Below are 24,281 nucleotides of genomic sequence, written 5' to 3'. Positions count from 1 at the left end.
ACAAAGCCATGAACATAAAACGCTACGGGTTTTCTTACCTATTTATGTTGCCATGGGTAGCATACTTCTTAATTTTTATGCTCTACCCATTCTTTTTATCACTACAAAATAGCTTTCTGGATGTAAATATATTAAATCCTGAGAATACCCGCTTTGTTGGCCTTGGTAACTGGGCTACTGCAGTCTCAGATTTTAAATTCTGGCAATCTATTTTTAACGTATTTTTTAACCAGATCATCTTTATTAGTTTGAGTTTTATTTGTGCCCTGGGTGCAGCGCTAATGCTCAACGAGATCACCTTCTTATCGAGCCTGTTCCGTACGGTTCTGTTTATTCCAGTGGTGACCTCGATTACCGTGGCGATGATTATCTTTGATTTTATCGCCGGTCCTTCCGGTCCAATCCAGTCATTTATGATGGACATTAACCTGCTGAGCGCACCGATTTTCTGGAAGTTCGAGCAGTGGCTACCGATGCCAGTGATTGCGGTCTTCAGTGCCTGGAAGTGGTTTGGCGTGCAGATGATTATCTTCCTTGGCGGTATCGCGAGCATCAACAAATCGTTGCTTGAGGCAGCGGATATCGATGGGGCAACCTGGTGGCGTAAGATCACTAAGATTATCCTGCCACTGATCAAGCCACAGATTGTGTTTGTTCTGACGATTAACGTGATTAATGGCCTGCAGATGTTTACCGAAGTGTTTATGAACTTTGACTTGCAAGGCGGTCCACACAACTCGGCATTGACCCCAGTATTGCACCTATACCAAATCGGTTTCGAACAGATGAAGATGGGTGAGGCCTCAACCGTTGGTCTACTACTGGCAATCGTGATCTTTATTTTAACTATGCTGCAGCTAAAACTCACCAAGGGTAAGGACGACTAATGAATAAAATCAATAAAGGCAATCTGCTTATTTATATTGGCCTGTTTGTTGCCAGCTTAATTGTTCTGTACCCGTTCTTCTTTATGATCATCAACTCATTTAAGTCGGGCTCAGAGATCATGCACTCGCCAAACTCTCTGCCAACCACTTGGTCGATGAAGGGCTACATCGAGGTGTTTGATAGCGTTAATCTGTGGCGCATCTTCTTTAACACCATCTTTGTCTCTGTCTCAGTGATGGTTCTGAACTGCTTGTTGTCGGCGATGGTGGCCTACGCGATTGCCAAGACCAAGATGCCAAGTCGTCACGTGTGGCTGCGCTTGATCCTGTCTTCAATGATGGTGCCAGCGATCCTGTTTACGATTCCAGTTTATATGATGATGTACGACTGGGGTTGGGTGAACACTTACCGCGTACTGATTATTCCTGGTGCCATCAGTGCTTATAACATCTTCTTGTTGTACCAATTTATGACTCAAGTCGATGAGGCGTACCTGGAGGCGGCACGTATTGATGGTGCGAGCGAGTTCCGCATCTTCTTTAAGGTGGTACTGCCAATGATGAGACCGGCGCTAGCGACCGTTGGCATCCTGACCTTTATGGGGGCATGGAATGACTTTATGGGACCACTACTGTATATCCGCGATGACTCGATGCTCACCCTGCAGATGGCGCTGTTTAAGTTCCAGCAAGATATTCCAGCGGGTAACCTTGAGCAAGTGTGGGCAATGACCACCATGATCGCTGTCCCTGTGGTATTCGTGTTTTTCTTTATGCAAAAGAACTTTATTAAGGCATTTACTGGCGTAGGAGTGAAGTAATGGAACAGTACAAAAAGATTTTATTGCTTCTCGGTATAGTTGTGGTGTCTTACTGGGCGGCGTGGGGGAAAGCCTACTTTTTATCAAAGAGCTACTTTGACTACGCGGTTGAGCAAGAGCAAGCCGCTAATTACACCATTGCCCTCAAAGGTATGAATAAGCTAGAGCTGCGTATTGACGACCAGTACCTAGGTGGTTATCAGCAGGTGATTGAAGCGTGGGATAATGCGTTGTTTGGCATTCGTCCAAGCTTCTATGAACAAGCAAAACAGGCACCTGAGCGTTTGCTAGAGCGTTTGGAAGATCAAGAGCTGCAAGACTTTATCGAAATCTATGTCCAGCTTGATAGCAAGTACGTGCCAGAGGTTGCCTCCCTGCAGCTCGCTAGAGCAAAGCAAACCGGCGATATCGAGCTTGCCGCGGAAATGAAAGAGTTCCTGACTCAGGCCTTCCCCGAGTTTGCCATCAACTAATTACTTCCCTTGGCCGCCTTCTCGGCGGCCTTTTTTATCATCGCTATTAGATGACGATACCCTAGTTAAAATTGGAGTTTGGTATGGGGTTACCATATAAAAATAGCGCGCTACCTGTCGAAGAGCGCGTCGACGATCTGCTGTCACGAATGAGCATTGACGAGAAGGTTGGCCAGCTGTGTCAATCGCCAATGCTGGAATACAACACCCGCCGTGATGAGTACCTCGAGTGTATTCGCCTGGGTCGCTGGGGTTCGCGTATCCTCGCAGACACTGCATGGGCAGGCAATGCCCCTGGTGAAACGGTGAGCCCAAAGCAGCTCAATGAAATCCAACGCACTGCAGTTGAAGAGAGCCGCCTTGGTATTCCACTGATTGTTGCCCGTGATGTTATCTATGGTCAGCAAACGGTTCTGCCAATCCCACTGGCACAGGCGGCTTCTTGGAACCCGGCTCAGGTAGAGAAGGCCTACCGCTGCATTGCAAAAGAAGCGTCTTCACTTGGTATCAACTGGACGTTTGCACCTATGCTCGACATCGTGCGCGATCCTCGTTGGGGACGCGTGATTGAGAGTAGTGGCGAAGACCCGTATCTGACTAGCCAGTTTGCTAAGGCGGTAGTCAAAGGCTTCCAGGGCAAAGCGTGTGCGGACGAGGGCTCAATGGTGGCGTGTGCCAAACACTTTGTTGGTTACGGCGCGTCTGAGGGTGGGCGTGACTACGATACCACCGAGATCTCAGCCAATAGCTTGCACAATGTCTACCTGCCGCCATTTGCTGCTGCGGTTGAGGCGGGCGTGGAAACGGTGATGTCAGGCTTTAATGACCTTGGCGGTACGCCAGTGAGTGGCAGCCAATCGCTGATTAATGGCTGGCTCAAATTTGAGCAGGGCTTTGATGGCATGGTGGTGTCTGATTGGGGCTCGATTTCTGATTTAGCCTACTTTGGTGTGGCGCGTGATGCGCAAGATGCTGCGGGTAAGGCACTGTCTGCTGGCGTGGATATGGCGATGACCAATGAAGCTTATGAGGGTCACCTACAAGCGCTAGTTGAAAATGGCGAGATCAGCATCGAGGTCTTGGATGAATCGGTACGCCGCGTGCTGCGCACTAAGTTTAAGGCTGGTCTGTTTGAGCGTCCTTATGTTGATGAAAACGCCCATCAGGCAGTGATGCGTCATCCTGAGCATGTGGCGGAGGCGCTCTCGGTTGCTGAGCAGAGCATGGTGCTGCTCAAGAACAATCAACAAGTTCTGCCGCTAGCCAACAAGCCGATGATGATTGCGGTGATCGGTCCTCACGCCCACTCGCAGCGCCAACACCTTGGATCTTGGTGTCTCGATGGTCGCGCCGAGGATGTGACCAGTATCTATCAGGGCATCAAACAGTGGGCCGCAAAACTGAGCAGCGACATTACCGTGATCACCGAGGATGCGGCGTTTAGCGACGAGATGGTCGAGTGTGCCCATCGAGCGGATATTGTCATCCTGTGTACTGGTGAGAGCCACCGCCGCACGGGTGAGGCGCGAAACGTCGCTGAGCTAGCGCTGCCTGCAGGACAAGAAGCCATGATTGAGGCGCTTGGGCAGGTGGGCAAACCTCTGGTAGTGGTGCAGTGTACCGGTCGCCCGGTTCCTTCGCCTGCGACAGAGCAGTATGCTGATGCGCTGCTGTACGCCTGGCAGTCTGGCACGGAAACGGGTCATGCGGTGGCAAGATTGCTGTTTGGTGAGGTCTCTCCATCGGGTCGCCTACCGATGTCAGTGCCGCGCTGTACCGGCCAAGTGCCTATCTATTATGCGCGCAAGCCACTGGGCAAGATGCGTGATTTCCAAGAGTATCAGCCGTATAAAGATCAGCGTGATACGCCGCTGTATCCGTTCGGCTTTGGTCTAGGTTACGGTGAGTTTGAGTATCGCGATTTGACCGTGAGCAGTGACCGCCTTCAAGCCGGTGAAAGCGTAGAAGTGACGCTGACGGTGACCAACCGTGGCCGCCATACCGCAACCGATGTTGTGCAGTGTTATACCCGCCAACGCGTTGCGAGTGCAACCCGACCAACGCGAGAGCTAAAAGATTTCTGCCGAGTCACCCTAGAGCCAAATGAATCTCGCCAAGTGACGCTGTCACTCGATGCAAGCAAGCTGAGCTTCTATGGCATCAATGAAGACTTCGCCCTTGAGCGCTCAGTGGTAGATATCTTTGTCGGTGGTGATAGCAATGCAACCTTGTCTGCCGAGGTTGAGGTCGTCGCCTAGTGCTTATGTATAACGAGCTTGATGCTTAATCTCTTGTTGTTTTAGCCCTGCTTGTTCTCAAGCAGGGCATTTTGGGGAGTTATCTATCTTGAAAACACAATCTCAGGTCTCCAAACGACCGAATATCATCTACATCATGTCCGATGATCACGCAATCCGCGCACTCAGCGCTTATAACAGCGATATCGCACACCTAGCCCCAACCCCAAACATTGACCGCATTGCGCAAAACGGCGCCCGTTTCGACCAGTCTTTTGTCACCAATTCTCTGTGTGGTCCGTCTCGTGCAGCGATGTTAACCGGTAAATTTGGCCATAAAAATGGCTTTAACCACAATGGGCAGCTGTTTGATGGTCACCAGCAAACCTGGCCAAGAATGCTCAAGCAGCATGGCTATACCACCGCCTGTATCGGTAAATGGCACATCAACCTAACCCCGGATGGGCTTGATTTTGACCACTGGGAGGTGCTGAACGATCAGGGGGAGTACTACAACCCAGACTTTATTACCAAAGACGGTGTCACCCGCCATCATGGCTACACGACTGAACTGATCACCGAGAAATCCCTCAGTTGGATTGAGGCGCAGCGCGATGCCGAGCAGCCTTTTGCGTTGCTGCTGCATCATAAAGCCCCGCACCGTAACTGGATGCCAGCCCCCCAGCACATGCGTGCATTCGAAGACGTTGAATTTCCAGTTCCAGATAACTACTTCGATACCTACGAGGGGCGCGCAGCGGCAGCAATGCAGACCATGACCATCTATCGTGATGCCCAAGAGGGGCATGATCTGAAAATGACCACTGGGGTGGGCGAGAGTGAGTGGCGCGAGGATATCTGGCCATTTCTTCTTGCTCGCCTAACACCGGAGCAGCGCGAGGCATGGGATGAGGCTTATCAAGCGCGCAATGATTGGTTTAATGCCAATGAAGCGAGTATGAGTGAAGAGGCTGTTGCGATCTGGAAGTATCAGCGTTATTTGCAAGATTACCTCGCGACGATTATCTCGGTTGACGAGTCGGTTGGCGCAGTGCTCGATTATCTTGAGGCGAATGGACTCGCGGACGATACCATCGTGGTATACACCTCGGACCAAGGCTTCTATATGGGCGAGCACGGCTGGTTTGATAAGCGTTTTATGTACGAAGAGTCGTTTCGTGCGCCGCTATTGATTCAATATCCTCAACAGATTAAGCCAGGCACGGTTGTCGAGCACATGGTGCAGAATATCGACTACGCGCCGACCTTCTTAGAATACGCCGGCATTGAGGTACCAGCTGACATCCAGGGTCAGTCGATGGTGCCTCTTCTATGTGGCGAAGAGCCCGAGGATTGGCGTGTGTCCCTTTATTACCACTTCTATGAGTACCCGGCGATGCACGATGTAACGCGTCACTATGGCACGCGTGACAGTCGCTATAAGTTGATGCATTTCTACTACGACATCGATGAGTGGGAGTTCTATGACCTCGAAGAAGACCCGACCGAGATGCACAACGCGATCAATGAGCCACGTTATCAGGCACAGATTGAGCGACTGAAGGCGCAAATCACCCAACTCGAGCAACAATACGATGTGCCGCCACGAGAGGAGTGGGTCAACCTGCCGCTCGAGTACAAGCCGGCGCCGACGCTCAAGGAGCTTTTTCCTGACAGCTACCATGTTGCCCAAGCATAGATTACCCAGTTGAAACATAAGACAAATAAATGAAATAGAACCGAATAACCCCTACTAATACAAAAAAGAGAAAATAAATGAAGCAATCACTGTTCGTAAGGATGAGGAAAATAACCGGCAAGTTGACGATGATGATTCTCGTCAGTCTGATCATGATCTTGATTATCGGTTACAACGGACTGGCGGGGCTAAAGACTACCTCTGCCAGTCTGGAAGCGATCGTTGAGCAAGACATGGCCAAAGTCTTGACCTTTGGTGAGGTTCAGCAAGCGATCGAGCGTGCGCGAGTCGATACGCTGATTGCCCTACAGCAAAGCGCAGCAGGGGAGGGGTTTGTCGCCACAAGCCTTAGCGAGCAGCTTGATGAGGCCTACCAAGATATCGAGGCTTTGCTGTATGACTTAACCGCATTTGAAATGAGCACCGTGATGGAGAGTCAGCTCAGTCAGGTGCAATCTTCGGTCGATACGCTATTTTTCTCTGGCTTAGCAGGGGTAAGCTCTCACTTGCATGATGAGGCGATAATAGCGGCCAACCAAGTCATGGTTGAGAGCGTTAACCCACAAGTAGAGTCGCTGCGCAGTATGCTCAACGGATTAAGTAACCAGAGTGCGGTGAGTGCCCACGATGCTTATGTTCAATCAACCGCCCATGGCGACGCGACTATGGTGCGGTTTATGAGCGCGCTCGTCCTAAGTGCCTTGGTGCTAGCAGGATTTGCCGTGATCACCATTCGTCGTATTGTGGTTGCGCTAGCTAAGCTGCAATCCGCTGCCGATAGCATTGCCGGTGGCAATTTGACCTATCGGGTTAAGCTCGATGGTGAAGATGAGTTTACGGCTATCGGCCGCGCCGTGAATGAGATAGCGCACAGCTTTCAAGCGACCGTGTCACTGATGGGACAGTCGGCTCAACACCTCAATCAAGCCGCGACAGACAACACTCAACTCAGTGAACAAACTGCTGACAACGCAACCTCACAGCAAGAGCAAATTCAGCAGATTGCGACCGCAACCGAAGAGCTCACGGCGACGGTAAGCGATGTCGCAGCCAGTGCCTTGGCGGCCTCTGAGGCCTCACAGCAATCGGATCAACTGGCGCAAGATGGCACGGCGGTGGTGACTGAAGCGATTGCTCAATCGATTGATTTGGCGGCTGAGATCGAGAAGGCCAAACAGGTGATTAACGAGCTCGGCCAGCACTCGCAAGATATCGGCAGTGTCTCTGATACGATTCGCAGCATCTCGGAGCAGACCAACTTGTTGGCACTTAATGCCGCGATTGAAGCGGCGCGTGCGGGGAACTATGGACGTGGTTTTGCGGTCGTTGCCGATGAGGTGCGTTCATTAGCGCAGCGAACCAAGGATGCGACCGAGGATATTCAAGAAACCATTGCACGACTCCAACAAGGGTGTGACCTAGCAATTGAGCGAATGGATTCGGGTGATGAGTATGCGCGCCAAAGTACCATCAAGACAAAAAAAGTTGGTGAGGCGTTAGCGGCGATCACCCATGAAGTCACCAGCATTGCAGAGAAAAATATTCAAATCGCCTCTGCAGCGGAGCAGCAAGCGGTGGTGACTGGGGATGTGAATACCAATGTTTATGCGATCAACAGCTTGGCTGACAAGACGGTTGAGGACTCCTGCGCAAGCCAGAAATCATCCCAGTCTATTTCGCAGTTAGCACAATCGCTATCGAGTGAGATCAAGCGCTTTACTGTGTAAATTATTTTGCTCAGTCGCGCCCCTACCGCGGCTGACTTTTTGCCTAAGAAAATCCAATAATAAGGACATCCATGAACTTTAAATTAACCATACTGAGCGGTGCAATCGCGCTTGCTTCAACTGCTGTCTTAGCTGACGAATCGGAGTACATTGCCTTTTTTGACCACACCTTGCCGATCGAACAGCGCCTTGACGACATCAGTGAGCGTCTCACCGATGAAGAAAAAGGGCATATGATCTCACTGTGGAATAAAGGCGTGCCGCGCTATGGCCTTAAGTCTTTTATGCCGGGTGAGGCGTTGCATGGCCTGTCATCACCACGAAACAACCCATCTACGGTGTTTCCTCAATCGATCGGTCTGGCTGCAACTTGGGAGCCGGAGTCACTCAAACGCATGGGCGATGCAGTCTCAGACGAGGCGCGCGCTCAGTATCATAATGGGCCAGTAATACGTGATGGTAAGCGGGGACCGCTGATGTTTTGGTCGCCGGTGGTCAATATTGCGCGTGACCCTCGATGGGGAAGAACCCAAGAAGCTTACGGTGAAGACCCGTTGATTAACGGCGCTATGGTCAGTGCTTATGTGCAAGGCTTGCAAGGCGATCATCCGAACTACCTAAAAACAGCTGCGGGCGCCAAGCATTTTGTGGCGAATAACGAAGAGCATAATCGCTTTCACGCCAATGCAGAGGTCTCGGAGAAGCAGCTGCGCGAATACTACTTTCCGGCATACAAGCAGGCCGTCAAAGAGGGCAACGCACAGATCATCATGACAGCTTACAACGCGCTTAATGGTGAGCCTGCTGTGACCAATACCTGGTTAGTTCGTGATGTCCTACGTAAAGAGTGGGGCTTTGATGGCTTTGTGATCGGTGATTATGGTTCGATCTTGATGACAGCTAAAGACTGGCATGGGCGCGGCTTTAAGGGACATGCAATTTACGACAGCTATGTCGATGCAGCGGCTGCTGTGCTCAATGCCGAGACGCTCGACTTTGACAACACGCGTATTTTCCGAGAAGAGGCGGTAACAGCGATAAAGCAGGGCAAAACTAGCACCGAGCAGCTCGATCGTGCGTTTAGAAACACGATGCGCGTTGGGCTGCGTTTGGGCATGTTTGATCCTGAGGAGCTATCGCCGTGGAAGGACTTGCCGTTTGATATCATGACAACGTTCAAACCCCTGGCGCTGGAGCTTGCGGAAAAGAGTATGGTTCTTTTGCAAAATGAGCCAGTAGATGGTGAGCCACTACTGCCAATTGATAAGGGCAGCATCAAGACCGTGGCAGTTATCGGTCCTAACGCCAACCGACTTAACTTTGGCACTTATTCAGGCACACCGCGTGACCCTGTTAATCCACTGGAGGGAATACAGGCTTACCTTGGTGACGACGTAGAGGTTATCTATGTGCCTTGGCAACCAAGTATCAGCGAGTTATCTCAGATCCCGATGGATAACATTACGTTGCTCGATACTCAAGGTATGGGCGTGTGGCAGGCTGATTACTTCAATAATCGCGCTGCATCGGGTAAGCCCGTAGCGAGCGATACTACCGGTGAGATTGATTTTGCTTGGCACGAGGGACTGCCGCACCCTAACTTGAAGGGCAATGATAACTACTCGGTTCGCTACACTACGCAAATTGTGCCACCCCAAAGTGGTCTCTACACCCTTGGCTTTGAGAGTTTGGGTGCCAATGTGACACTCAATATCAATGGCTCGACAGTGATGCGCAACCATGGTGAGCGCAATAAAGTCACTAATACCGAGGTCGAGATTGAGCTCGATGGCAAGCAAACCTACGAGCTGGAACTCTACACCATGCGTCTGCCAAACACCAAAGGGCACCAATTGAACTTTGGTTGGCAACTGCCAAACACCAATTCGGAGTACGCAGGTCAGGATATTTCCGCGGCGAAGAAAGCGGACAAGGTCATCGCCATCATGGGTCTGTCGACGGACGATGAGCGCGAGTCGATTGACCGAGTCAGTGAGGGTTTACCAAGCGAGCAGATTGAGCTGCTAAGAGATGTCGTTGCGGTTAACCCGAATACGGTGGTTGTTTTGCAATCTGGATCGTCGATTGAAAGCCCTTGGCTAAAAGACAATATTCCGGCCATCCTGCAGAGCTGGTACCCAGGTGAACAGGGCGGTACCGCCATTGCCAATACCTTGTTTGGCGACAACAATCCAGGTGGCAAGCTGCCACTCACGTTTGTTAAAACTTGGCAAGACCTTCCAGCGTTTGATGACTACGACATCAGCAAAGGGCGTACTTACTTGTACTTTGACAAACAGCCCCTGTGGGCGTTTGGCCATGGTCTAAGCTATAGTGATTTCTCTCTGTCAGAGCTCACTCTTGCTGGCGACGAATTTGCAGCAGACGAGAGTGTATCGATGAGCGTGACGGTCACCAATAATAGCAAGATTGCTGGTGATGAAGTGATCCAGGTTTACGTTACTGATCTGTTCGAGCGCAGTGAAAAACCACTCCAGCGCCTGAAGGCCTTTGAGCGTGTCAGCGTCGCAGCAGGGGAGAGCCGCCAAGTAACCCTATCATTCGATGTCGCCGAACTAGCGTACTGGGACGAAACAGACAAAGACTGGGCCCTAGGCGACCGCTATCAGATCCGAGTTGGTAACTCGTCGGATAATATCACTCTCACGCACGATATCAGCATCAACTAAAATCGACCCTAGGGGGGCGAGGTGCGGGTACGCTTCGCTTCGAGGCGCGAGGATTCCAGCGCGCGCTCTAGACTTTTGGTCTAAAAAAGCCCTGTGAAGGCTACCTAGGGGAGTGAGGTTTACCTCGTAGTATCAGTTGTCTACGAACTCCTCGCTCCCCGTAGGGCAACGCCCGTCCCCGAACCTCGCCCCCTTAATTAGTTAGTAGAGCAAAAACAGCCCCTCGTACCCCGCAAGTTCAACCTCGCTAACATAGTCACCGATATTGCCTTGCTGGTCGACGGGGCGCATAGGCTCATCGAGGGTGATGGTGACAGGTTGTGCGCTGTAGTAGTCACGGTTTTTACCATGAAAGTCAGTTCGGTACAGGACCTTGCCTTTGGTGAACTCGCGTGCGAGCACCATTTCAGCCGGACCGCCCGTGACGACATTTTGTGCTGAGCGATATAAAAAGTAGGTATGAGTCGGAGTGACATACTCAATCCCCTCAGGCAGGTCAGCGTGGACCACCTCCGGACTGGCTGAATCACCAACGATAGTGTAGTCCGCAGGATAGGGTGTTTGCGTTGATAGCATCAGCGGGATAGGGTCGAAGCCACTTGGAATATGATTGGCCGGCTGGCCCAAGTCAATCGATAACAGAGCGGTCGGTTGATAGGCGATGTTTTTGGCGATCCCACTTTGATAAAAGTTACTCTCGGTAGTGTTGTCACTGCCGTACAGGTAGCCATTGTTCCATTGGTTGAACAAGCTACCCGAGTTGTGATGATTAAGATAGTAGGCAGCGAGGGCTGAGTATTGATCTTGTTGCCAGTTGTCTTGGTTGTTACCAAAGTACTCAACGCGACCGTAACGGGTGGTGGCTTGATAGATCACCTTCTTGCCTGCATGTGCTAACGCCGAATTGTCCCAAAACTTGCTAAGCCCTGCATAGCCGCTAAACCCGGTTGAGGGGAACAGATAGTGCTCTCTCAGGTAAAGCGATGCCGACTCGATAAGATGAGATTGGCCGTTGCGACCATATAGGTTAGCGGTGCCAATGTTGACGCTGATCAGGGCGTCGCTGTCGAGCTCGCTCAACCCAAGGAGAAAGTGAGCAAATTGCTGTTGATAGGCTTGCTGCGCCTGCTCGCTACCGGCAATGGCGTCGAGCTCAGCAACGTGACCGCCCGAGTAAATCACAAACTGGTTGCTGCCAATCAGCTTGTTGGTGTCATCATTATACGCGCCACTCAAGCCTTGCTCATGCCAATCATTTTGATAAACACTGTGCATGGCGTTGAGGTAGTCCTGATTTCCAAGGTGAGTCAATGCCCATGAAGAGCTCTGATTCCACATTCTGCCAAATGGGATCACTCGAGATTCCCAGCGAAAACGCGCGGTCGCACTCTTATTACTGCGGTTTTTGTACTCGGAGGGCGAGAGGTAGTTGTCTTGATTAAGGTCAGCAGAGGTATCAAAGCCGCGCACCTTGCGCCATCGTTGTATTGTCTGACCTTCAGCGGTGGTACTTGGCCCATCACTGGGCTTAACCACTGGGAAGCTGTTGCGCAGCTTGACCTCATCGATGCGTGGACGCAGCTCAGAGTTATCATCATGCCAACGGATACGGGCGACAAAGAGTTGCCCGCCATCACGCAGGTAAGTAGAGCCAAAATACTGGCCGCCGCCATAACTGCGCCCGCTGCCATCATGTGTTGTTGCGCGCTGCCAGTCATCGGGTATGTTCCAGATCACCGTTTGGTTTTTGGTCATATTGTTGGTTTTGTCGTTCTTGATATCTAACCGAGCCCATTGGGTTACCATGCCCTGGCTGTCAGTGGCGCTAGGGTACTCAATCCAAAACTCACCGCCTTGAGCAAACTGGGAGAACTTGAGGGTCAAGCGGTCAAATTGCTCAGAGTGATAAACATACAGCGCACCGCCTTGTTGATGCCCGGCAAAGACATCGGCGTCCCACGGAGGCGATTGGTAGAGCCAAAATCCAGCGTGCATCGCATCGGCGGTATGACCGACGATCATCGGCTTGCGGTTGAGGGTGGTTTTTTCGCCGTGGGTGGGATCCACCTCGGCAACAATCGTATCGCTAGTAAAGTGAAGGAAGAAGTCTTCGTAGTCGATGCCCTGTGTCTCGGCATACTGTCTCGCGCGATGCTCCGTCCATCCGGCATTGAGCTCGAGCTTTTGGTTGTACATGTAGCCAACAGCTTGAGTGCGCGCGTTGTCGCTTTGCTCCACGTAGGAGCCAAAAATGATGTCGCTGTTGTAAATCTCCCAATCTATCACTTGCTCGGGTGATAGGAAATTGCCTTGCAGATCTTGTCCAGATTGATGCTGCCCCGGGAGGATGATGGCGCTATCAGCTGACGGAAAGTTAGCTGATTGAAGATAGAAAGGCACCAGCAGTGTTAACAACAAAAACGGTCTCATATGGAACAAATCCTTAATTCATTTCACGATTCAAAATGCGAGTCAGAATGCTATTCAAAATGCGAAGTGATTATCGATGATGGAGTCGGTTTTGCCATATCACTAAAGGCTGATTTGTCTTTGTGTATCAATAAAGATGCAAAGGCAAACCCACACGGGTTAAATTTGTGAGAAGCATAGTTAGTTCAGGAAGGTAAGTTAGTCTAAGGGGACATGGATTGTTGCAGATTGAGTCGCAAATTGAGAAAAAGACGGTGTTTTTGGTTGGACGAGGAGTTGGACCAGCGGGCGAGAGTGGGTGGGTAAGCCAATGCCCCACCATTTTAAAGTAGAGCTGTCAGTATGCAGAAGCGATGGAAATGAGGTCGCTTATGGGCGTTTGCAACACAAAGACTCCCTCTAATCTATCGACTTCTATTGCCGTTAAGTTTTGATCGTCAACCCCATCTGGAATGTGAGCAGACCGTTGCTGTGATGAAAGCGGTAGCTCAGATTGGGCTGAGTTGTGCTCGGTGAATAGCACACGAGCTCCGTTACATGCACAGATAAAAAACGTGGTTACGATTAGGATTATGATCATTTTCATACTGACCTCTTTGAATGTTGGCTGGGTCGATGAACATTGTCTCAAGAGAGGTATCAGCCATCTAGCGAAAAGAGGGGGAAATCAGACTTGGTTCAAGTCGTTGCTGAGGAAATTGCCAAAAGCGCGAAGTACACTCATTTTTTCGCAGCGGTGAGTAATGAGCGTTGGATTTCACGGCTACTGACTGTCATCTAGGGTATGAAATATAGGTGATTGTTTTTGAGAATTATTTATCTCTTCTTAATGTGTGCTGTTAACAAGCACATCCTATCCCTGACCTAAGCTGTCAATCTATTAACTCCGAGCTGACACTTTCTGAAGCACTAGCACGTATGTTGCCGCCAGTTTTATTCTCGGTACAGCAGCATGACATCCACCAATCCGTCGCCCAAGTCTCGACGTTTTTCCATTCCAACCATTCTCGTTATTGTATTAGTTGGCCTCGCCCTCGTGTGGTGGACCTTTCACCGCAGTGTTGCCAGTCAGGTGCAGCAGCGTTTTTCTGGACACCTGTTTGAACTGCCGAGTGTGGTATATGCGCGAGAACTGGTGTTGAGCATTGACTCGGCTGTGAGCCAGCAAGAGTTGCTTGATGAGTTGACTACGCTCAATTACCAGCAAGTGTCAACTCCAGCCAATAGCGGTGAGTACCGCGTCTCAGGCAATAACGTGACACTGGTGCGCCGTCCTTTCCAATTTTCCGATGGCTACCGTGATGTGCAGAGAGTGTCGTTGACCTTTGGTCAAAGTGGCTTGAGGTCGATTCATGATGTCGATACCGGCGCAGAGCTTGGGTTGTTTAGTCTAGAGCCCAAACTGATGGGCATGATTGGTAATGATGGTCATCAGCAGCGGCTCTATCAGTCTTGGCAGGATATGCCCGAGGGACTGATCACCGCATTGCTACTGACAGAGGACCGCGCATTTTGGCAACATGATGGTATTTCTGTCACTGCTATTGCTCGCGCATTCTTGACCAATTTGAAGGCGGGTCGCACGGTGCAAGGTGGCAGTACACTCACCCAACAGTTGACTAAAAATCTCTTTCTTACCAATGAGCGCAGCTTGAGCCGTAAAGTGCGCGAGGCGTATATGGCGCTGCTCATCGATGCTAAATTCAGTAAGGATGAGATCCTTGATGGCTATGTCAACCAGATTTATCTCGCCCAGCAGGGCTCGGATGCCATCCACGGCTTTGAGTTAGGCGCGCAGTTTTACTTCAATAAACCGCTGCTCGAATTACGTATCGATCAACAAGCACTGCTGGTGGCTTTGGTAAAGGGGCCTTCATATTACAACCCATGGCGCTTCCCTGAGCGCGCGCTGGCAAGACGCAACACAGTGTTGAAACTACTCGAGCAAGAGGGGTACCTTGAAGAGTCTGAGTATCAAGCGGCGATTGAGCGCGCATTGGATATTCAGGTTCGCGGCCAAGTGGCCATGCGCAAGCCGGCCTATTTTGACTGGGTGACTCAAGAGTTGCAGGCACTGGCACCGAAGATGGACCGAGCAGGCGCGCGTATTTATACCACGCTAGACCCGCAGTCTCAGCAGCAAGCGGAGCAGAGTGTGGTGGCCATGCTGCCGGAGCTTGATGCGGTTGCTGGCACGGAGTTGGATGCTGCGCTGCTCAGTGTGGATTATCAAACTGGCGCCATTCGAGCCGTGGTGGGTAACCGCAACCCCGATTATGCCGGTTATAACTTTGCCCGCGATGGCTCGCGTCAGGTCGGGTCGGTGATCAAGCCAGTGGTAGTGTTGGCTGCACTGAGTGACCCACAACACTACAATCTAGCGACTCGTTTGCCCGATCAGCCGCTGACTATCACCCTAGATAATGGAACAACTTGGCAGCCGCGCAACTACAATCGTCGATATCAGGGCGAGGTGTCCCTATACTCGATGCTAGCAAACTCGCTTAACGTACCGATTGTGAATTTAGGTATGGCGCTTGAGCTTAAGACGGTTGCAGAACTTGTCGAACAGCTTGGCCAGCTTGAAGACCCAGTTCAACCTCTGCCCTCGATGCTGCTCGGCGCTTTAGAGCTGAGCCCTGAGCAGGTGAGTCAGATTTATCAGCCAATCGCCAATCACGGGCAGAGAAACGAGCAGTTTCTGATCCGTGCGATAGTCGACGCCGACGACCGCTCGGTCTATCAGCAGCGAATGAGCGAGCAACAGGTTGCGCCGACTCAGGCGAGTCAGCTGACGATGGCGGCTCTGCAGGGAACGGTTAAAGACGGCACGGCTAAATCTCTCAATGCGCTTGGGCGCAATTATCAGTTGGCGGGCAAAACCGGCACCACTAATGATAATCGTGATAGTTGGTATGTGGGTATTGATGGTCGTGAGTTGGTGACGGTTTGGATTGGGCGTGGGGATAATGGCAAGACGAAACTGACCGGGACAACGGGTGCCTTGCCAGTTTATCAGCATTATCTCAAAGGGCGAGGACCGCAAACCCTCAACATTGACTATGCAGACGATATTGAGCTCGTGAGCTTTAGACGCAAAGAAAATGGCGTGCTGCGCACCAGTTGCGGCCGAGGTGATGTTGTACTGCCGGTTTGGGGCGCAAAGGAGAACCTGTCTTCTGGTTGCGCCGGTGAAGAGATTGGTAACTTCTTTAAGCGTTTATTTACGCGTTAAATTCAAATTGCTACTGCTTGTTGTTTATCAGTACTTAGTATTGGATTACAGGGTTGCTCGCCGCGTTGTTGCCAACTGAGATTGACACGAGAGGTGAGCTGTATAGTGAGCTCATAAGGTATGGTTCCCGCAGCCTGAGCGACCTGCTCAATCGGCATTTGTTCTCCCCAAAGTTCAACCTGATCCCCGCTGCAATCTCGAGCATCTTGTCCCAGGTCGACCACCAACATATCCATAGATACCCGACCAACAATAGGCACTTGGCGACCATTGATAAACACCTTAGCGCAGTTGGATGCCGATCTAGGATAGCCATCCCCATAGCCCGCTGCGATAACGCCTAGTGTGGTGTCTTGCTCAGGTCGCCATGTCTGCCCATAGCCTACAGGCTGCCCGGCTTTATGTTGGCGAATCGAAATTAAGCGACTAGTAAAGGTCATTACTGGGATCAGACCAAAATCATGTCCGGTATAGCCATCAATAGGGGAGATCCCGTAAAGGGCAATCCCTGCTCTGGCAACGCCAAATGATGAGTCTGGCCACATCAGCAAGCCCGCAGAATTGGCGATACTTTTGGGGCCTTGGATATCCTTGATTACTTGTGAGAAGGCAGTGATTTGCTCGGTGGTAGCGGTATTTGAACGCTCATCGGCGCAGCTAAAATGGCTAATAATGCCAATGGCGCTGTCAACATGGGTAAGTGCGGCTAGGCGTTTTTGATAACTTGGCACAAGAGTTGGTTCAATGCCGATGCGGTGCATGCCCGTGTCAACTTTTAGCCACACGGATAGGCTGTTATCTATATTTAGCGCCTCAAGATCGTCTAGTTGGTATTCGCTGTGAATGACCACATCGAGGTTATACTTCGCGGCCTTATCGAGGTCATCTTGGCAAAAGCAGCCCTCGAGCAACAAGATGGGTTGCTCGATTTTAGCCGCTCTGAGCTCAATAGCTTCCTCTATTCGAGCAACAGCAAAGGCATCGGCATTGTCTAACGCTTTAGCGACAGCAATCGCTCCGTGGCCATAGGCGTTGCCTTTAACGACCGCGATTAATTGTTGATCGCTGAGTTTTTTCAGTTGTTGATAATTATGCCGAATAGCATCGAGATTAATAGTGGCTTGAGCCGTGATCATTCTTCACTCCTTGAGTCATGATTCGATTTTTCTAAGCGCTGTTGTGCAATCACTCAGACATATTAAATGTACTTACCTATAAATCAACGAAGCAATTACTACGCCATATAAAGGATAGAGTGTTTGTCTGTGTTGTTTGTAGTGAATGAATCGCTACTAATAAGTGAGTTATGTTCGGATTTGTCTAGCTACAGGGTGATTTTGATGAAGATGAATAGTCCGTAATTGATGGTTTAAAAGAGAGTTTACCTCGAAGTAGAGTGGCGATGCAGATAGGTCATATGCACCACTTTATGTCACTCCCTCACCATAATGATTCATTGATGTGGGCTTGAGGCAGTGTATATGTCGGTATTGGGCATGCGCATTGGTTATTAGTGTGGTGAATGTTTGTTAGTGGTAGTTATCGTTTATGTGTGGCATTAACAGTATAATTTAGGATTTATAACTGCATGAATAAAAAAGTTGGTTGATAAATTCATTAATGGACGCAGATAAGGGGAATAATCTAGTTGGGACTAGTTGATGAGGCAGTGTTAATTACTGCATAAAAGATAAAAATGCCACGTAAACCTCCGCTAATTGAAAAGTTGACACGGTTTTTGCTTTGAAGGTTACTAACAATCGAAAGTTACGACCAAATTTAGGAGTTTAAGATGGAACTGAACAAACCTTATTTACTGTTTCTCGGAGATGCAGCTGATCAATTGGCTGCGAAAGTCGCACAAGGGATTAAGACTTGGCGACCAGATTACTGCGTAGGTCAATTTCGCCTTGAGGGGTGTAACGCAGATGTCGGCTTGGATGATGTATCGATAGAGCAGGCAATTGAACTAGGTGCACAAACCCTAGTGATTGGCGTAGCTAATCGAGGCGGGATTATTTCTGAGCAATGGATTGGGATATTGAAGCAAGCGTTGGCTGCAGGTATGGATATCGCATCTGGTTTGCATAATAAGCTGACAGATATATCGGAGCTGGTTGATTGCGCACAGACGTATGGCCGCAGCCTGTTTGATGTTCGTTACCCAACCCAAGCTTATCCGGTAGCGAATGGAATAAAGCGCAGCGGCAAGCGTCTGCTCACTGTTGGCACGGACTGCTCTGTGGGTAAAATGTATACCTCACTCGCGATAGAAAAGGACATGCAGGAAAAAGGCTTTGATGCTGATTTTCGAGCTACAGGGCAAACCGGGATTCTGATCACCGGGGGTGGTGTGAGTGTTGACTGTGTGGTAGCAGACTTTATTGCAGGTGCTATCGAGACGATTGCACCTGCCAATGACGAGCAACACTGGGACGTGATTGAGGGGCAGGGCTCGTTGTTCCATGCTTCGTTTGCTGGTGTCACCATGGGGCTTATTCATGGCTCTCAGGCAGATGCGTTAGTTTTATGCCATGAGCCAACACGTGAGCATATGCGAGGGCTGCCAGATTATGCTTTGCCAGATATCAAAACCTGTATTGAGACTAACCTTGCAGCGGCACGACTGACTAACCCAGCGGTGCAGTGCGTTGGCATCTCGGTTAACACTGTGAATATGCAAGAGCAAGAAGCGCTAGCGTATATGGATCTTCTTGAGACCGAAATCGGCCTCCCAGTTGTTGACCCATTCCGCCAAGGCGTTGGGCGGATTGTAGACAAGCTCAAGGAGCTGTAATGAAATTAGAACTTTCACAGCAGGCTTGGCCGATAAGAGGCCGGTTTACTATCTCACGCGGGAGTAAAACTCAGGCAGATACCTTGATTGTGACCCTGTCTGATCAAGGACAGTCCGGACGTGGAGAGTGTGTCCCATATGCGCGCTATAACGAATCGATTGCCAGTGTACGCGCGCAAATTGAGGCGATTGCCCCCCAAATCGAAACGGGACTGTCCCGTTATGACTTACAGGCGATTTGCCCACCAGGTGCTGCCCGTAATGCGATCGATTGCGCGATGTGGGACCTAGAGTGTAAATTAGCCGGACAGAGTATTTGGCAACAGCTTGAACTCGAGCCACAGGAGCTGGAAACTGCTTATACCATTTCATTGGCTGACGCGAGTGTGATGGAGCAGGCTGCAAAAAACAACGCTCAGCATAGTTTGCTGAAGGTGAAGCTTGGAGGAGGCGATGATCTCGAGTGTGTCCGAGCTGTGCGTCGAGGTGCACCTCAATCTAAGATCATCCTTGATGCTAATGAGGCTTGGACGCCGGAAATATACAACCAGCTCATTCCAGAGTTGGTGAAACTTAATATCGCAATGATTGAGCAGCCTTTTCCATCCGATAATGACGCAGTCTTGGCCGAGTTGGAAAGACCGATCCCAATCTGTGCGGATGAGTCGTGTCATGATCGAGAGAGACTTAAGCAGTTGGTGGGTCGCTACGATATGATTAATATCAAAATTGATAAAACCGGTGGCTTGACCGAAGGATTGCTTTTGAAGCAGGAAGCACAGCAGCTCGGTTTGAAGGTGATGGTAGGTTGTATGCTGTCATCGTCTTTAAGCATGGCACCAGCATTTGTATTGGGGCAAGGTGTTGATATCGTTGATCTTGATGGCCCTTTACTGTTAGAAAAAGATATAGAAAATGGCTTTGATTTTAGAGGCAACCAGATGCTGCCTTTTAACAGTCAGTTGTGGGGATAATTATGAATAGAACAGTTTATGTGAATGGCGAATATGTCGCTGAGCAAGAGGCGAGCATCTCTATCTTTGACCGCGGATTTTTGTTTGCCGATGCGGTCTATGAGGTTACGGCAGTGCTTGAAGGAAAGTTAGTGGATAATGCTGGGCACCTTGCGCGCCTGGAGCGTTCTTGTCGTGAATTGGGCATTAAGATGCCGGTTACGGGAGCGGAGCTTACTGAGATCCAACGTAGCCTTATCGAGAAAAATAATCTCACAGAAGGCGGTGTCTATTTACAGCTCACACGAGGCAGTGAGGGTGACCGCGACTTTTCTTATTCCGATGACATTGAGCCGACACTGGTCATGTTTACTCAACAACGTGCCCTTATCGAGAGTAAGCCAGCCAAGGAGGGGATAAAAATACTCTCTATGGATGATATGCGCTGGCGTCGCCGGGATATAAAAACCACTAGCTTGTTACCGGCTTGTCTAGCCAAGCATATTGCTCATCAAGCAGGGTGCGATGATGTGTGGTTGATTGAAAATGGTTATATCACTGAGGGCGGCTCTAGTAACGCCTATATCGTGACTCAGGATAACAAAATAGTAACCCGTCCTCTCAGTAAAGATATTCTGCATGGCATCACAAGAGCTTCGCTGCTCAAGCTAGCTGAAGACTGCCAATTAGAGGTAGAAGAGCGTCCATTCACCATCGCTGAGGCCTACCAAGCAAAAGAAGCTTTCGTCAGCAGTGCCACGACATTCATCTGGCCCGTGACCAGCATTGATGGCCACACCATAGGCACCGGCAAACCAGGCCAAATAGCCGCCAAACTCCGCGACATATACATCCGCACCGCACTAGAGCTCGCAGAGTAGCTACCTCAAAAGAGGTGGTGTAGATGATATTACACCACCTTTTGAAAGCACCTTTTGAAAGGACACACACCTCACCTCTTCAAGGGACAGATACTAAATTGACACCTTTTTATAGGACACACATGATATAGACGATTGAACAAACATATCACCAGACATATTTATTGAATACACAATAAAATGTACCGATCACGCATTAAGTGGATATATGCCTATTTTATAAGGACATACAGTTAAACCCTGTCTTAGATATTGGCGCACGATGACTTAAATTCATAAAGTGCAAAGAAGTTGGTGCTGTTGTTTAACTAGTGGATTCTTGAGTGCTTTCTATCGTAGAAATTTCAGTAATGATATTAAGTTGTTCGAAAGGTAAGCCAGCCTTAGGACTAGATTCACAAAGTGGCCTTGTGGGTGATGAACGTTTAGGTGGTTAGTCCAACGAGTAAAGCTGTATTTTCTGCTTATGTAGAGATAATTTTGCTTTTAAAGCTTGGAACCTAGTTCCCACGGCTGTTGCACGAGGTTTCTCAAGTTGTTTACAGACCTTGAGCCAACATTCGCAATTGATATCAAGTCTGCTCAGTATAGGAGGCACGCTACCTTCTAAGTGTGCTTTTCCTTGTCTCAGTTGCCGAGAAGTCCAATCAACGAGTTCAATATATTCGATGAGATGAAAAGGAATCCCTTCTAATTGATTGTTTCCTCGGTCACCAATGAGCGGATACAAGCAAAAGGATGTGGGGCGACTTTGTCTTAGAGCGTTAATCCGTGTCTTAATCGACGTATATTCTGACGTTTCAGGCCTGGTAGCGGTGCCTGCTCTAACTGGGTTTAAATCTACATATGCCATTGCTGCAGCGAGTGCTTTTTCATCAAGAAGTGCTTGGCTTTTGAATCGACTCTCCCAAAAATGCCCCGTGCAGCTGTCTTCTTTGTTGGCTTTACAAGCGATGTGATAATTAAGCTCTTTCATGAACCAGCTTAGGCTTCAAAGTCTTTCTCTCCAAAGTTCAATGAGCTTAATACATGAGTCTTTTTCTGCTCGATCAGTCAGTTGCCCACTTAGCCATCGTTTCACAATTGTGGGTAATTTGTGAATGCGGCTCCATCGCTCGACGATTTCATCAAGCGTACACTCCAATGCTTTACGTTTGTTGATGTTAACTACTAGGTGATAGTGATTGCTCATGATGGCATAGGCACAGATATCAATGCAGTATATATGGGCCAATACATCAATTTTTCTTTCGATCCAACCTCTTCGATGTTCATAGCTTGCGTTGGTCAGCGGGTCTTGACCGCACAAAAAACTGCGTCTGACACAGCGAGAAACGCAGTGATAATAAGAGGTTACATCGGTTGATATAAGCTGTTGTCTTGCGATTGTCATTGAGCAGTCCTTTGAGTTTAAGCAAAGAGAGTATAGAACTGACAGGTTCATCGAGTGATAGCGTATGCTGAATAATGCGTCACATTGTGCCTTTCCCAGACTCTATTATTCCAGGCGTACATAGTAAATGAGACGTGAAACAAAGATTTGGTGTGTGTCCTGTAAAGAGGGGGCGGAATCAGTATCCTGATGAAGTGTGTGTCCCTTTATAGGGGAATGGAGCTCCGCCACGCGGTGACGGAGCTAGATAGATTTATGATTTAACTTCTGCTGATGGCTTGGCTTGATTGCCATTTGAGAAGTAGGATTTTGTGAGGGCGAAAACTACTGGGCTCAATACTGCTAGAGCGATCAAGTTTGGAATCGCCATCATGGCGTTTAGCGTATCGCTGAGCAACCAAACAAAGTCGAGCTCCATGGTTGCACCGATAGGCAGAGCCAGCACGAAAATAACGCGGAAAGGTAGGATCGCTTTATCACCAAACAAGTATTTGGCGCATCGCTCGCCGTAAACCGACCAACCAACGATGGTGGTAAATGCAAAGACCGCTAGGCTAATCGCAACAATGTAGTTACCCACACCAGGAACGACTTGGCCAAAAGCAGCTGATGTCAGCGCAGCACCAGAGTCACCAGATGTCCATGCACCAGAGACGATAATCACCATGCCGGTAATGGTACAAATCACCAAGGTATCGATGAAGGTACCAAGCATGGCAATCAAGCCCTGACGAACTGGATCATTGGTTTGTGCACTTGCGTGAGCAATCGGTGCTGAGCCCAGACCGGCTTCATTTGAGAAAACACCACGCGCAACACCAAAGCGGATTGCCATCCAAACCGTCGCGCCGGCAAAGCCGCCTTGAGCTGAAGTTGGTGTAAATGCTTCTTTGAAGACAAGAGCAAATGCGCTAGGAAGTTCACTTGCGCTCATTGCCAAGATAACCACACCACAGAGAACATAAGCAACGGCCATAACCGGTACTAGCGCACCAGCAAATGCACCGATACGTTTCAAGCCACCAATGATCACTGCACCAGCAAGAACCATTACGATAATACCAACGACAAGAGGAGAGTAGTCGAAGTTAGACTCTAGTACCTGTGCGATTGAGTTAGATTGAACACCATTACCGATGCCAAAACACGCGAATGTACCAAAAATAGCAAACAGGGTGCCAAGCCAGGCCCATTTTTGTCCCATACCATTTTTGATGTAGTACATCGGACCGCCAAGGTAGCGACCTTGCGCATCCTTCTCACGGTATTTTACGGCGAGTACGGCTTCAGCATACTTCGTCGCCAAACCAAACAGTGCAGTAATCCACATCCAAAACAGTGCGCCTGGACCACCAATAAAGACGGCAGTGGCTACCCCGGCGATATTACCGGTACCTACCGTAGCAGACATCGCGGTCATCAGCGCTTGGAATGGAGGGATTTCCCCATTGTCAGCAGACTTATCACGTCGACTCAAAAGCAGCTTAAATGCGTTCAGAATATTGAACAGCGGCATAAACTTGAGGCCGACGCTGAGAAAGATCCCGACACCCAAGATCAACACCAACATGGGCACGCCCCAAACGATGCCGTTTATTGTCCCGACTAGTTGATTTAAAAATTCCATTTATCTTTTCCTACAACTCTGATTAATAAAAATTTCTTCCCTGTTACTTGATGCATTTCGTATTCCAAAATCATCTATAAACAGAGGTTATTCGATCTATATGCCTAAATAAACGCCGATTTAGTGTTTAATGTGATGTAAGTCAAGTTTATATAGATAATAATCAATGGCTTGCTAATTATCCTTGAGTTGATGTAGGAAAAGTGCACCAAGTTGGCGCACTAGATGATCGTTATTGGTGCGCAGTAAATTATGATAATAATCAATAGCATGACGTCATACGCTAGGATTTGGCTGTGAAATAATTATCCATATATTCGGGTTGATATGAAATTTAAATCTTGCCATTATCACTTATTAACTTCTATTTGACTAATAGTATATTAATTTTAAGGTGAAACTATTGGGCCATACCTTCTACTTAGAAAAAA

At 49.3% G+C, this 24,281-nt stretch carries 15 protein-coding genes and 1 pseudogene; 11 read left to right on the top strand and 5 right to left on the bottom strand.

The features are described 5' to 3' along the window. Positions 1-8 precede the first annotated feature (8 nt). The 7 genes from ACSTTG_RS16800 to ACSTTG_RS16770 all read left to right on the top strand — a co-directional run bounded on the left by ACSTTG_RS16800 (position 9) and on the right by ACSTTG_RS16770 (position 10,534). Positions 9-887, top strand: a complete 879-nt coding sequence (locus ACSTTG_RS16800) for a carbohydrate ABC transporter permease (RefSeq protein ID WP_438475637.1) — start codon at positions 9-11, stop codon at positions 885-887. Continuing rightward, on the top strand, positions 887-1,708 hold the full coding sequence (locus ACSTTG_RS16795; RefSeq protein ID WP_438457334.1) for a carbohydrate ABC transporter permease: 822 nt from the start codon (positions 887-889) through the stop codon (positions 1,706-1,708). The genes ACSTTG_RS16800 and ACSTTG_RS16795 overlap by 1 nt, the downstream gene beginning before the upstream one ends. Next, a complete protein-coding gene (locus ACSTTG_RS16790) occupies positions 1,708-2,181 on the top strand; it encodes a hypothetical protein (RefSeq protein WP_438457335.1) in 474 nt (157 codons plus the stop codon). Before ACSTTG_RS16795 ends, ACSTTG_RS16790 begins: the two co-directional genes overlap by 1 nt. An 83-nt stretch (positions 2,182-2,264) precedes the next feature. Beyond that, positions 2,265-4,439, top strand: coding sequence for a glycoside hydrolase family 3 N-terminal domain-containing protein (locus tag ACSTTG_RS16785; protein WP_438475636.1), 2,175 nt, complete (start codon positions 2,265-2,267; stop codon positions 4,437-4,439). A gap of 88 nt (positions 4,440-4,527) precedes the next feature. Further along, the gene (locus ACSTTG_RS16780) at positions 4,528-6,117 is read left to right on the top strand and encodes a sulfatase family protein (protein WP_438475635.1); all 1,590 of its coding nucleotides are present in this window, start codon (positions 4,528-4,530) and stop codon (positions 6,115-6,117) included. Between the two features lie 77 nt (positions 6,118-6,194). Continuing rightward, a complete protein-coding gene (locus ACSTTG_RS16775; RefSeq protein WP_438475634.1) occupies positions 6,195-7,844 on the top strand; it encodes a methyl-accepting chemotaxis protein in 1,650 nt (549 codons plus the stop codon). A 71-nt stretch (positions 7,845-7,915) separates the two neighbouring features. Continuing rightward, positions 7,916-10,534, top strand: a complete 2,619-nt coding sequence (locus tag ACSTTG_RS16770) for a glycoside hydrolase family 3 C-terminal domain-containing protein (RefSeq protein WP_438475633.1) — start codon at positions 7,916-7,918, stop codon at positions 10,532-10,534. A gap of 201 nt (positions 10,535-10,735) precedes the next feature. Here the strand turns inward: ACSTTG_RS16770 and ACSTTG_RS16765 are convergent, their stop codons facing one another. Next, positions 10,736-12,964, bottom strand: coding sequence for a hypothetical protein (locus ACSTTG_RS16765; RefSeq protein WP_438475632.1), 2,229 nt, complete (start codon positions 12,962-12,964; stop codon positions 10,736-10,738). A gap of 337 nt (positions 12,965-13,301) precedes the next feature. Beyond that, entirely contained in the window at positions 13,302-13,550 is a 249-nt protein-coding gene (locus ACSTTG_RS16760; RefSeq protein ID WP_438475631.1) for a hypothetical protein, read from the bottom strand. A 366-nt stretch (positions 13,551-13,916) separates the two neighbouring features. Between ACSTTG_RS16760 and mrcB the strand changes: the two genes are divergently transcribed. After that, positions 13,917-16,199 carry a penicillin-binding protein 1B gene (gene mrcB, locus ACSTTG_RS16755; protein WP_438475630.1) on the top strand — a complete coding sequence of 761 codons (2,283 nt, stop codon included), beginning with the start codon at positions 13,917-13,919 and terminating at the stop codon, positions 16,197-16,199. Positions 16,200-16,201: 2 nt separating this feature from the next. Here mrcB and alr read toward each other — a convergent pair whose 3' ends face one another. Then, positions 16,202-17,335: an alanine racemase gene (alr, locus tag ACSTTG_RS16750; RefSeq protein WP_438475629.1), complete on the bottom strand. Its 1,134-nt coding sequence runs from the start codon at positions 17,333-17,335 to the stop codon at positions 16,202-16,204. A gap of 656 nt (positions 17,336-17,991) precedes the next feature. Here alr and dgcN point away from each other — a divergent pair. From dgcN to ACSTTG_RS16735, 3 genes are read left to right on the top strand one after another with little or no spacing between them, the layout of a single operon-like run. Next, on the top strand, positions 17,992-18,996 hold the full coding sequence (dgcN, locus tag ACSTTG_RS16745; RefSeq protein ID WP_438475628.1) for an N-acetyltransferase DgcN: 1,005 nt from the start codon (positions 17,992-17,994) through the stop codon (positions 18,994-18,996). Continuing rightward, on the top strand, positions 18,996-19,970 hold the full coding sequence (gene dgcA, locus ACSTTG_RS16740) for an N-acetyl-D-Glu racemase DgcA (RefSeq protein WP_438475627.1): 975 nt from the start codon (positions 18,996-18,998) through the stop codon (positions 19,968-19,970). The genes dgcN and dgcA overlap by 1 nt, the downstream gene beginning before the upstream one ends. 2 nt (positions 19,971-19,972) lie before the next feature. Then, positions 19,973-20,830: a D-amino-acid transaminase gene (locus tag ACSTTG_RS16735; protein ID WP_438457345.1), complete on the top strand. Its 858-nt coding sequence runs from the start codon at positions 19,973-19,975 to the stop codon at positions 20,828-20,830. A 433-nt stretch (positions 20,831-21,263) separates the two neighbouring features. Here ACSTTG_RS16735 and ACSTTG_RS16730 read toward each other — a convergent pair. Continuing rightward, positions 21,264-22,223, bottom strand: a pseudogene (locus tag ACSTTG_RS16730) (transposase). A 253-nt stretch (positions 22,224-22,476) separates the two neighbouring features. Beyond that, positions 22,477-23,850, bottom strand: coding sequence for an alanine/glycine:cation symporter family protein (locus ACSTTG_RS16725; RefSeq protein WP_438457347.1), 1,374 nt, complete (start codon positions 23,848-23,850; stop codon positions 22,477-22,479). Positions 23,851-24,281: the final 431 nt, after the last annotated feature.

It is taken from the genome of Vibrio glycogenivorans (assembly GCF_051660965.1).
Lineage (GTDB): Bacteria > Pseudomonadota > Gammaproteobacteria > Enterobacterales > Vibrionaceae > Vibrio.
Note: the sequence above shows the minus strand (reverse complement) of the source record. Positions and strands in the feature narration are given on the sequence as shown.